Origin of the sequence: Martelella sp. UBA3392 (assembly GCF_002358775.1) — a bacterium.
GTDB lineage: Bacteria > Pseudomonadota > Alphaproteobacteria > Rhizobiales > Rhizobiaceae > Martelella > Martelella mediterranea.
In genome coordinates, this window is record NZ_DEPM01000211.1 from 72,244 (window position 1) to 81,980 (window position 9,737).

Here is a 9,737-nt window from a genome sequence, read left to right on the forward strand (position 1 = left end):
CCCGACCGGCAGCCGCCGGTGCCCTTGTCGCCGTTACCCTTCTTGTCGCAGGCTGCTCGACCAGCGATGTCATCGGCAGCAAGAACGTCTATTACCAGGGCTATGTCGTCGACGAGGAGATGCTGCAACTCGTCAAGGTCGGCTCCAGCCGCGAACAGGTTGTGCTCACGCTCGGCGAGCCCTCGACCACCGCGACCTTCGACAATGAAGTGTTCTTCTACATTTCTCAGAAGAAGGAAAAGCGCTTCACCTTCCAGAAGCCGCGTCTTGTCGACCAGGAAATCCTCGCGGTCTATTTCGACGGCAATGGCCGGGTCGAACGCATCGGCCGCTACACGCTGCAGGACGGCAATGTCATCGACATGGCGACCGAAACGACGCCAACCGGCGGCAAGGACATCACCTTCATCCAGCAGATCCTGCAGGGCACCGGTGGCAGCGCCGCCCGCGACTTCTTCGGCGCTGGCAACAATGCCGGCGTGGTTGGCCCCTAATCCTCAAGAGCAAATGGCAGGCCCTCGGGCCTGCCATTTCATTTGACCGGCGATTTTCGCAGCCGCTCAGTTCGTGCCCTGCATCACCCGAACGACCTTCGGCGAAAGTCCTCCACGCTGGGCGGCCTTGTAATCCTGATAGGTCAGATCACCATTGGCCATGGCGGTTACGATGCGCGAGCATAGGAGGGGCAGAGCCTTGGACTTTGTGGTGTCGAGCAAGACCGCAATCATACGAATGTCTTCGGCGCCAAGCACCTTCATCTCGTTGGCGCACTCTTTTGAAACTTCCCGCTGCATGGCCTTGCTGCCGGCCAGCGCCGTCTGGGCCACAGCAAATTCATTTGCTTCCTGCGTCGACTGACACCCCGCAAGAAGGCCAAGGCCGAGGACGGCCACCAAAAGTCCTTTCATGCAATTCCTCTCCTTTTCCGCGAGCTCGACCAACCCGAAAAATTCCCCCGGCCGAAGCCGGGGGGAATGAACCTTACGCCAATACCGCCAGCAGCAGCAGCGCCACGATGTTGGTGATCTTGATGGCCGGGTTGACGGCGGGGCCGGCGGTGTCCTTGTAGGGATCGCCGACGGTATCGCCGGTGACCGAGGCCTTGTGCGCTTCCGAGCCCTTTTCGTGGGTGACGCCGTCGGCATCGACGAAGCCATCCTCGAAGCTCTTCTTGGCATTGTCCCAGGCGCCGCCGCCAGACGTCATCGAGATCGCGACGAACAGACCGTTGACGATCACGCCGAGCAGCGAGGCGCCGAGGGCCGCGAAGGCGGAGGCCTTGGAGCCCGACATCAGCCAGACGCCGAAGAACACCACCAGCGGCGCCAGCACCGGCAGTAGCGAGGGCACGATCATCTCGCGGATCGCGGCGCGGGTCAGCATGTCGACGGCCCGGCCGTAATCCGGCTTTTCCGTGCCGCTCATGATGCCCGGCTTGTCGCGGAACTGCTGGCGCACCTCGGCCACCACCGCACTTGCCGCCCGGCCCACGGCCGTCATCGCGATGCCGCCGAACAGGTAGGGGATCAGCCCGCCGAAGATCAGGCCCGCGACCACGTAGGGGTTGGACAGCGAGAACGAGATATCGCCCATATTGGCATAGAACGGATACTGATCACCGTGCGCCGCGAAGAAGGCAAGATCGTTCGAATAGGCCGCAAACAGCACCAGCGCGCCGAGACCGGCCGAGCCGATCGCATAGCCCTTGGTGACCGCCTTGGTGGTGTTGCCGACCGCATCCAGCGCGTCGGTGGATTTGCGCACCTCCGGCGGCAGTCCCGCCATTTCCGCGATACCGCCGGCGTTATCCGTGACCGGGCCGAAGGCATCGAGTGCCACGATCATGCCCGCGATTCCGAGCATGGCGGTAACCGCGATGCCGGTCCCGAACAGGCCCGCCAACTGATAGGTGGAAATGATGCCGCCGCAGATCACGATTGCCGGAAGCGCCGTCGATTCAAGTGAAACCGCCAGCCCCTGGATCACATTGGTGCCGTGACCGGAAACCGATGCCTGGGCGATCGATACCACCGGGCGCTTGCCCGTGCCGGTATAATATTCGGTGATCACCACGATCAGCGCGGTGACGATCAGGCCGACAATGCCGCAGATGAACAGCGCCAGGCCGGTGATGTTGCGGCCCGCGACATCGCCGATCGAACCGAAGCCGACGGTCGCCCAGATGGCAAGACCGATGCCGACGATCGACAGCAGCCCGGTCACGATCAGGCCGCGATAGAGCGCGCCCATGATCGAGCCATTGGTGCCGAGCTTGACGAAGAAGGTCCCGACAATGGAGGTGAGGATGCAGACGCCGCAGATCGCCAGCGGCAGCAGCATGACATCGCCAAGCACCGCCGCGCCGCCGAAGAAGATCGCGCCGAGAACCATGGTCGCGACCACCGAGACGGCATAGGTCTCGAACAGATCGGCCGCCATGCCGGCGCAGTCGCCGACATTGTCACCGACATTGTCGGCGATGGTCGCCGGGTTGCGCGGATCGTCCTCCGGAATACCGGCCTCGACCTTGCCGACGAGATCGCCGCCGACATCGGCGCCCTTGGTGAAGATGCCGCCGCCGAGACGCGCGAACACCGAAATCAGCGAAGCGCCGAAACCAAGCGCGACAAGCGCATCGATGACATGGCGATCATCCGGCGCGTGGCCCAGGATGGCGGTCAGGATATAGTAGTAGACGGAGACGCCGAGCAGCGCGAGACCGGCCACCAGCATGCCGGTGATCGCGCCCGACTTGAAGGCGATATCGAGGCCGGACGCCAGGCTGTAGGACGCCGCCTGGGCGGTGCGCACATTGGCGCGCACGGAGACATGCATGCCGATGAAACCGGCAGCACCCGAAAGCACAGCGCCGATGACGAAGCCGATTGCCGCCGTCAGCGAAAGCAGCAGCCAGGCCAGAATGAAGACGACCACGCCGACGATGGCGATCGTGGTATATTGGCGCGTCAGATAGGCCTGCGCCCCTTCCCGGATATAGCCCGCGATTTCCTTCATGCGCGGGGTTCCCTGATCGGCAACCATGACCGAGCGGATCGCCCACAGGGCGTACACGATCGACAAAAGGCCGCAGACAATCACGGCAAGCAGTATCGTCATTTCGCTTTCCTTCCCTCTACGGCCGGCGCGAAGGCGCATGTCGGCCGAATTGACCTCGCGGCGAAAATCGCCCTGTCGGAAGGTTTCCCACCTGCCGGCTGGTCCGAAACCGCCGTATAGCGCTGCCGGGACGTCCTGTTCCTCCCGCGTCCCGCAGCCAAAGGGAGAGTGATGGGCCGCAGCCGAAGCGTCAAGTGCCATTGGCGCACTTTAGACGATAGAGATGGCGGGCTATGTGGGGCCTAAAGCTTTTCCTCGACGCGGGGCCAGCGGGCGCGGGCCAGTACCCAGAGGCCGATCATGTTCAGCGGCGTGATCACCGAAAGGAGCGCCCACCAGGGCGAATAGCCCATGCGCTTCAGGATGATCGTCACCGGCCAGATGTAACCAACCGCCAGAAGCGCAAGCACCACCAAATGCCAGATACTCATGAGATCGCTCCCGTTCCGCCTGTCAGACGTCCATCCCGCCCATGCGGCAGACTTCCAGCCACTCGTCTTCCTTCACCGGCTGAACGGAGAGCCGCATGGACGTCACGAGTGACATGTCGGCGAGCTTGGGATTGGCCTTCACATCCTTCAGCGTCACCGGCTTCGGCATGTCCTCGACCGCGCGGATATCGACGCATTCCCAGCGCGGGTCATCGGTGGTGCTGTCGTGATGGGCGAGCGCGCAGACCTCGCAGATGCCGACGACCTCCAACCCCTCATTGGAGTGGTAGAAGAAGCCCTTGTCGCCGATTTCCATCGCCCGCATATTGTTGCGCGCCTGATAATTGCGCACGCCGTCCCACTCTTCGCCAGCCGCGCCCTTGTCCTTCAGCATCTGCCAGGAAAACTTGAACGGCTCGGATTTGAACAGCCAATAGGCCATGCCTTATGCCTCCGGATTGTTGTAGAGCCACTTGTAAGGCTTGACCTCGACCTTTTCGAACAGGCCGGCCTTGCCATAGGGGTCCTCGGCCGCGATCGCTTCCGCGTCCGCCTGGCTGTCGGCTTCGATGATCAGCATCGAGCCGCAGGGTTTGTCGTCGCCGTCGAGAAACGGACCGGCGATCTTCAGCGTGCCCTTATCGTTGAGCCCGTCGAGCCATTCGAGATGGCGCGGGCGGTTTTCCATGCGGACATGGATATGGTCGGGCTTGTCCTTGCACAAGACGGCGTAGAGCATGGTTTTCTCCTTCATTCGGTCGTGATCGGCCGGCTCATCAGTTCTTCCAGCGCCTGCGGAATGCCGAGCTTGCCCTCGAGCACGCGGGCGACGGCGCTTGAGATCGGCATCTCCACGCCATGGCTCGCGGCAAGTTCGCTGGCAACGGAGGCGCTGTAGACGCCTTCGACAAGTGCTGCATTGACGCTCTCGAAATTACCCTCGGCCAGCGCCACGCCATAGCGGAAATTGCGCGACTGGCGCGAGGTGCCCGTCAGCACAAGATCGCCAAGGCCGGAAAGCCCGCGCACCGTTTCCGGCTCGCCGCCCATGGCGACCGCGAGCCGCGACATTTCGGCAAGGCCGCGCGATATCAGCGCCGCGCGGGCGGATTCGCCGAGATCCGCGCCCTCGACGATGCCGCAGGCGATCGCCAGCACATTCTTCAGCGCGCCGCCGATCTGCACGCCGACGGGATCGCCCGAGGCATAAAGCCGGAAGGTGCGCCCCGAGAGGATGGTCGCAATCTCCCTGGCGCGGTCGCGGTTTTCGAAGGCAAGCACCATGGCGATCGGCTTGCCGGCGGCGAGATCGATGGCGAAGCCGGGACCGGACAACGCGCCGGCTGGATGATCCGGCAGCGTTTCATTCAGCACATCGGTGATCAGCCGACCACTGGCGCGGTCGATGCCCTTGGCGGCGGAGACGATCACGGCATCGGGATTGAGGTACGGACCGTAATAGAGTGCCGCAGCGCGCTGGGCCTGCGCCGGCATCGCCAGCACCACGATGTCGGCCGTCTCAAGCACCGAGGGATCGATCGTGAACGACAGCGCGGCCGGAAGGGCGATGCCGGGAAGCGCTGCCTGATGCCGCCGGGTCTTCTGCAATATCGCGATCAGCCCGGCATCCCGACCGAGCAGGGTGACGGCGTCCTCGCCCTCATGGGCGAAGACGGCGGCAAGCGCGGTGCCGAACGCCCCGGAGCCGATGACGACTGTGTTCCTGGTCATGCCTTGACCCCTCTTCTGCCGCTGCCGATCAGCGCCGCCGCATTGCCGTCGAGCGGAAAGCGCGAGCGCACGGAAATTTCCATATCGTCCGGATCAAAACCGGCGCGCCGGCGCTCCAGCCCCGCCCAGGCGATCATCACCGCATTGTCCGTGCAGAGCCGCAAGGGCGGCGCGACGAAGGAGAAGCCCTCTTTTGCGCAAAGCCCTGTCAGCATCGTCCGGATCGCGCCATTGGCGGCAACGCCGCCTGCGACCACCAGCGCGGGCGGAGCATCGCCGGCGAGACCTTCGGCCCGGAAGCGCTGAAGCGCGCGGGCGATCCTGTCCTCCAGCGTATCGGTCACGGCAAGCTGGAAGGCGGCGCAGATATCGGCGATATCCTGCTCGCTCACCGGAGCCAGCGCCTGCGCCGCCTGACGCACGGCGGTCTTGAGCCCGGAGAAGGAGAAATCCAGCCGGTCCTCGCCCTTCATCGGCCGCGGCAGTTTCACCCGCCGCGGATCGCCGGTCGCGGCCGCCTTCTCCACCGCCGGCCCGCCGGGATAGCCGAGCCCCAGAAGCTTCGCCGTCTTGTCGAAGGCCTCACCGAGCGCATCGTCGATCGTGGAGCCCCAACGTTCGTAATCGCCCACGCCCTTGACCAGCACGATCTGGGTATGGCCGCCGGAAACCAGCAGCATCAGGAAGGGAAAGGCGACATTATCGGTCAGCCGCGCCGTCAGCGCATGGCCTTCAAGGTGATTGATTCCGTAAAACGGCTTGTCTGCGGCATAGGCGATCGCCTTGCCGCTCATTGCGCCGGTGATCAGCCCGCCGATCAGCCCGGGACCGATTGTCGCGGCAATACCGTCGAGATCGCCGAAACCGATGCCCGCTTCGGCAAGCGCGCCGGCGATCAACCCGTCCATCGCCTCGACATGGGCGCGCGCGGCAATCTCCGGCACCACGCCGCCAAAGGCCGCGTGTTCTTCCAACTGGCTCAGCACCAGATCGGCGATAATCTCGCCGCGACCGGCCTCGTCCATCGCCACGATGGCGGCGGCGGTTTCGTCGCAGCTCGATTCGATGCCGAGAAAGAGTGTCTGTTTTTTCATCGCGATTGTTTGCGGCAGGGCGCAATCCGGTTTACGAGACACCCGGTAACAATGGTGGACGCAGGATGCAAACGAAACCTTACAGGATCGGAACGCGCGGCAGCCCGCTGGCGCTGGCGCAGGCGCATGAAACCCGCGACCGGCTGATGGCCGCCCATGGCCTGCCGGAGGATATGTTCGAGTTCGTGGTGCTCTCCACCAAGGGCGACCGGATCACCGACCGCGCGCTGGCGGCGATCGGCGGCAAGGGGCTTTTCACCGAGGAGATCGAGGAGCAGCTGCTTTCCGGCGCGCTCGATTTCGCCGTGCATTCCTCCAAGGACATGCCGACGGCGCTGCCGGAAGGGCTGACGCTCTCCACCTTCCTGCCGCGCGCCGACCCGCGCGACGCCTTCATCGGACGCACCGTGAAAAACCTCGCCGACCTGCCGGCGGGCGCGATCGTCGGCTCTTCCTCGCTCAGGCGCCAGGCGATGATTCGCCGGCTGCGGCCCGATATCGAAGTGGTGATTTTCCGCGGCTCGGTGCAGACGCGGCTGCAGAAGCTCGCCGATGGGGCCGTCGACGGCACCTTCCTTGCCTATGCCGGCCTGTCACGCCTCGGCATGCAGGATGTGGCGACCGAGGTTCTCGACCCAAAGGAATTTATTCCTGCCCCGGCCCAGGGCGCGATCTGTATCGAGCAGCGGGAGAATGACGCGCGGATATCGGCGCTGCTTTCCCCGATCAACGATCGCGACACCTATGACGCCGTCGCCTGCGAGCGCGGCTTTCTGGCCGCCCTCGATGGCTCTTGCCGCACGCCGATCGCGGGCCATGCGCTGCTCGAAGGCGATACGATCCGTTTCTCCGGCCTGATCCTGACGCCGGACGGGCGGCAGGCCCATGACATCGCCGTTGAAGGCTTGCGCGCCGAAGCCCAAGCGCTCGGCCGCGCGGCCGGCGAAACGCTGCGCGGACGCGCCGGCCCCCGCTTCTTCGAGGACTGGACCTGAGGCTAGCGATGCGCGTTCTGGTGACCCGTCCGCAAAACAAGGCCGAAAAGACCGGCGCGTTGCTTGCCGCCATGGGCCACCAGCCGGTTTCCATGCCGTTGTTCGAGACCGTGCATCATCCGGACAAAGCCAGGGATACGATCGCCCGTGAAAGCTGGGCGGCGCTTGCGGTCACCAGCACCGAGGCTCTGCACGGGATCGAGGCGAAGCGCGACGCCCGCGAGATGATCGATCGACCAGTCTTCGCCGTCGGGGCGGAGACCGCCGGCAGGGCCAGGGAGGCCGGCTTCACGCGCGTTTTCACCGGCCCGGGCAATGGTGAGCGGCTTGCGGAGGCGATCGCCGCCGAACCCTCGCTGTTTGTCCGCGCCCCGCTCCTCTATCTGGCAGGTTCACCGCGCGCACCCTGGCTGGAGCGCAGGCTCGAGGCCCTGCACGTGCCGTTCGAGACCGTCACCGTCTATGCCATGGAGCCTGTGACCTATGCCGTGGCGGAAATCGAGACCCGTGTCGGAGCGGTCGACGCGATCCTGTTCTATTCCCATATGACGGCGGCACGCTTCTTCGCGCTCGGCGCGGGCAAGGCACTCGCGAAACGCAACGAACCGCCGGCCCTCATCTGTCTTTCGGCCAATGTGGCGCATGCCGTGCCGGCGGAGCTGGCCGATCATGTGCGCATCGCCGACAGGACGAACGAGAAAAGCCTGCTTGCGCTGCTGGCGTGAGGCGTTTCGCCAGAAAGGCCGAGGCGGCGGGGAACAAGTCTTCAACAAAAGCCTTTTCTTAATACCACTCGGCCACTACCCTAGAACCGAGAACTGCAAAAGAGGTAGCCATGGTTTCGGATACGCCGTCTTCGAAAAACGACAAGAAAAACGACGCGACAACAGAAGACACGGCGCCGGAAGCCACGAACGCGCGAGCGCCCGTCCCGTCCCGGACGGATGATGCCGCCGTTGAAACCGCGATGGCCGATGTCGCCGCCGCGATCAAGCGCCATGAGGAACATCAGGGCGAGGAGATTTCGGAGGCGGCGAGGCTTGGCGATGAAGAGGTCGGCGAAGACGACCCTGCCGGCGAAAAGGCAGGTAGCCCGCCGCCGCCAGAACCGCCGGCTCCGCCGGTTCCACCCCGCAAAGGCCCCGGCTTCGGCCTCGTGCTTCTGGCTGGTATGGCCGGTGCCGTGATCGCGCTTGCGGGCGCATATGCGCTCTCCTCCGCCGGCATGCTCGGCAATGGAATGAGCGGCAAGGTCAATGACGAGATCGCCGCGCTCCGCCAGGAAATCGAGACGCTGAAGGCCAATGACGGCTCGGCCGCGATCCAGTCGCAACTCGATGCGCTGAAACAGCAGGTGCAGAACTCCAGCTCCTCGGGAGAGGACATTGCGAGCCTGAAGCAGCAGATCGATGCCATCCAGAGCACCCAGCAGAACGACACCGGCGCGGTGAAAAGCCTGCAATCCGATCTCGACCAGTTGAAATCCAGCCTCGCCTCCGGCCAGCAGGACATGCAGCAGAAGCTTTCGGCGCTGGAGGCCAAGGTGAATACGCCCGGCAAGGATCTGGCCGTTGCCCGCGCTATCGCCGCCGCCGCCCTGAAATCGGCGATCGACCGGGGCGACAGTTTCGCGAGCGAGCTTGCGACCTATGCCGAGGTCGCGCCGGCAGACGCCGATCTCTCGAAGCTCAAGGCGCTCGCGACAAGCGGCATCCCGACCCGCGAGGAACTCGCCGCCGAATTCTCCGAGACCGCCGACGCCATCATCGCGGCCGCCGAACCGCCGCCGCCGGAGGGCAATATCTTCAATCGTCTGGTCGACAGCGCCAAAGGCCTCGTCAGCGTGCGCCCCGTCGGCGATGTCGAGGGCGACACCGTGCCGGCAATCGTCGCGCGCATCGAGAGCGCGCTGACCAAGGGAGACCTGAAGACGGCGGAGAGCGAATGGGAAACCTTGCCGGAGGCCGGAAAACAGGCCTCGCAGAAATTCGCCGACGGGCTGAAAGCCCGGATCGAGGCCGATGATCTGGTTTCCACCACGCTGTCGAACGCACTCGGCGCAACCGCCGGCGCGCCCGTCGCGCCATCCGGCAATTGAGGAGGTAGGATATGATCAGGCTTTTGATTTTCGCGATCATCGTTCTTGCCTTCGCGCTGGGCTTTTCCTGGTTTGCCGACCGACCCGGCGAATTGACGCTTGTCTGGCAGGGCCAGATGTTCGAAACGCCGCTGACGACCGCGCTCGCGCTTTTGATCGCCCTCATCTTCGTGGTGATGATCGTCTGGTGGCTGATCAGCGCTATCTGGACCTCGCCCAAAAGCGTGACCCGCTACTTCCGCGCCCGCAAGCGCGACCGCGGCTATCAGGC

Annotated in this window: 12 protein-coding genes; 5 read left to right on the top strand and 7 right to left on the bottom strand. The window is 64.5% G+C overall.

Features of this window, described 5'->3' with window-relative positions:
• Positions 1-494, top strand: a 494-nt coding sequence (locus B4E36_RS17075) for an outer membrane protein assembly factor BamE (protein ID WP_345900595.1), incomplete at its 5' end; no start/stop codon positions are given.
• A gap of 66 nt (positions 495-560) precedes the next feature.
• On the opposite strand, the gene B4E36_RS17080 is transcribed toward B4E36_RS17075, so the two are convergent.
• The 7 genes from B4E36_RS17080 to tsaD form a co-directional block, all read right to left on the bottom strand.
• A complete protein-coding gene (locus tag B4E36_RS17080; protein WP_292051962.1) occupies positions 561-908 on the bottom strand; it encodes a hypothetical protein in 348 nt (115 codons plus the stop codon).
• Positions 909-981: 73 nt separating this feature from the next.
• The gene (locus tag B4E36_RS17085) at positions 982-3,117 is read right to left on the bottom strand and encodes a sodium-translocating pyrophosphatase (protein ID WP_292051960.1); all 2,136 of its coding nucleotides are present in this window, start codon (positions 3,115-3,117) and stop codon (positions 982-984) included.
• A 242-nt stretch (positions 3,118-3,359) separates the two neighbouring features.
• On the bottom strand, positions 3,360-3,548 hold the full coding sequence (locus B4E36_RS17090) for a hypothetical protein (protein ID WP_292051959.1): 189 nt from the start codon (positions 3,546-3,548) through the stop codon (positions 3,360-3,362).
• 22 nt (positions 3,549-3,570) lie between these two features.
• Positions 3,571-3,990 (bottom strand): EVE domain-containing protein, encoded by a 420-nt coding sequence (locus tag B4E36_RS17095; RefSeq protein WP_018062797.1) that lies wholly within the window; start codon positions 3,988-3,990, stop codon positions 3,571-3,573.
• Positions 3,991-3,993: 3 nt separating this feature from the next.
• Positions 3,994-4,287: a YciI-like protein gene (locus tag B4E36_RS17100; protein ID WP_292051955.1), complete on the bottom strand. Its 294-nt coding sequence runs from the start codon at positions 4,285-4,287 to the stop codon at positions 3,994-3,996.
• Between the two features lie 11 nt (positions 4,288-4,298).
• Complete coding sequence (locus B4E36_RS17105; RefSeq protein WP_292051953.1) at positions 4,299-5,279, bottom strand: NAD(P)H-dependent glycerol-3-phosphate dehydrogenase; 981 nt, start codon at positions 5,277-5,279, stop codon at positions 4,299-4,301.
• Entirely contained in the window at positions 5,276-6,373 is a 1,098-nt protein-coding gene (gene tsaD / locus B4E36_RS17110) for a tRNA (adenosine(37)-N6)-threonylcarbamoyltransferase complex transferase subunit TsaD (protein ID WP_292051949.1), read from the bottom strand. Before tsaD ends, B4E36_RS17105 begins: the two co-directional genes overlap by 4 nt.
• Positions 6,374-6,438: 65 nt before the next feature.
• Here tsaD and hemC point away from each other — a divergent pair, with 65 nt between their 5' ends.
• The 4 genes from hemC to B4E36_RS17130 all read left to right on the top strand — a co-directional run.
• The gene (gene hemC, locus B4E36_RS17115; RefSeq protein ID WP_292051947.1) at positions 6,439-7,368 is read left to right on the top strand and encodes a hydroxymethylbilane synthase; all 930 of its coding nucleotides are present in this window, start codon (positions 6,439-6,441) and stop codon (positions 7,366-7,368) included.
• Between the two features lie 8 nt (positions 7,369-7,376).
• On the top strand, positions 7,377-8,093 hold the full coding sequence (locus B4E36_RS17120) for a uroporphyrinogen-III synthase (RefSeq protein ID WP_292051944.1): 717 nt from the start codon (positions 7,377-7,379) through the stop codon (positions 8,091-8,093).
• A 110-nt stretch (positions 8,094-8,203) separates the two neighbouring features.
• Complete coding sequence (locus B4E36_RS17125) at positions 8,204-9,466, top strand: hypothetical protein (RefSeq protein WP_292051942.1); 1,263 nt, start codon at positions 8,204-8,206, stop codon at positions 9,464-9,466.
• 11 nt (positions 9,467-9,477) lie between these two features.
• Positions 9,478-9,737, top strand: a 260-nt coding sequence (locus tag B4E36_RS17130; RefSeq protein ID WP_345900596.1) for a heme biosynthesis HemY N-terminal domain-containing protein, incomplete at its 3' end; no start/stop codon positions are given.

Bases quoted from the DNA above. Each gene is read 5' to 3' on its own strand.
- B4E36_RS17100 (WP_292051955.1), bottom strand. From the start codon at position 4,287: ATGCTCTACGCCGTCTTGTGCAAGGACAAGCCCGACCATATCCATGTC.
- B4E36_RS17125 (WP_292051942.1), top strand. From the start codon at position 8,204: ATGGTTTCGGATACGCCGTCTTCGAAAAACGACAAGAAAAACGACGCG.
- B4E36_RS17090 (WP_292051959.1), bottom strand. From the start codon at position 3,548: ATGAGTATCTGGCATTTGGTGGTGCTTGCGCTTCTGGCGGTTGGTTAC.
- B4E36_RS17120 (WP_292051944.1), top strand. From the start codon at position 7,377: ATGCGCGTTCTGGTGACCCGTCCGCAAAACAAGGCCGAAAAGACCGGC.
- B4E36_RS17085 (WP_292051960.1), bottom strand. From the start codon at position 3,117: ATGACGATACTGCTTGCCGTGATTGTCTGCGGCCTTTTGTCGATCGTG.
- B4E36_RS17080 (WP_292051962.1), bottom strand. From the start codon at position 908: ATGAAAGGACTTTTGGTGGCCGTCCTCGGCCTTGGCCTTCTTGCGGGG.
- hemC (WP_292051947.1), top strand. From the start codon at position 6,439: ATGCAAACGAAACCTTACAGGATCGGAACGCGCGGCAGCCCGCTGGCG.
- B4E36_RS17095 (WP_018062797.1), bottom strand. From the start codon at position 3,990: ATGGCCTATTGGCTGTTCAAATCCGAGCCGTTCAAGTTTTCCTGGCAG.
- tsaD (WP_292051949.1), bottom strand. From the start codon at position 6,373: ATGAAAAAACAGACACTCTTTCTCGGCATCGAATCGAGCTGCGACGAA.
- B4E36_RS17105 (WP_292051953.1), bottom strand. From the start codon at position 5,279: ATGACCAGGAACACAGTCGTCATCGGCTCCGGGGCGTTCGGCACCGCG.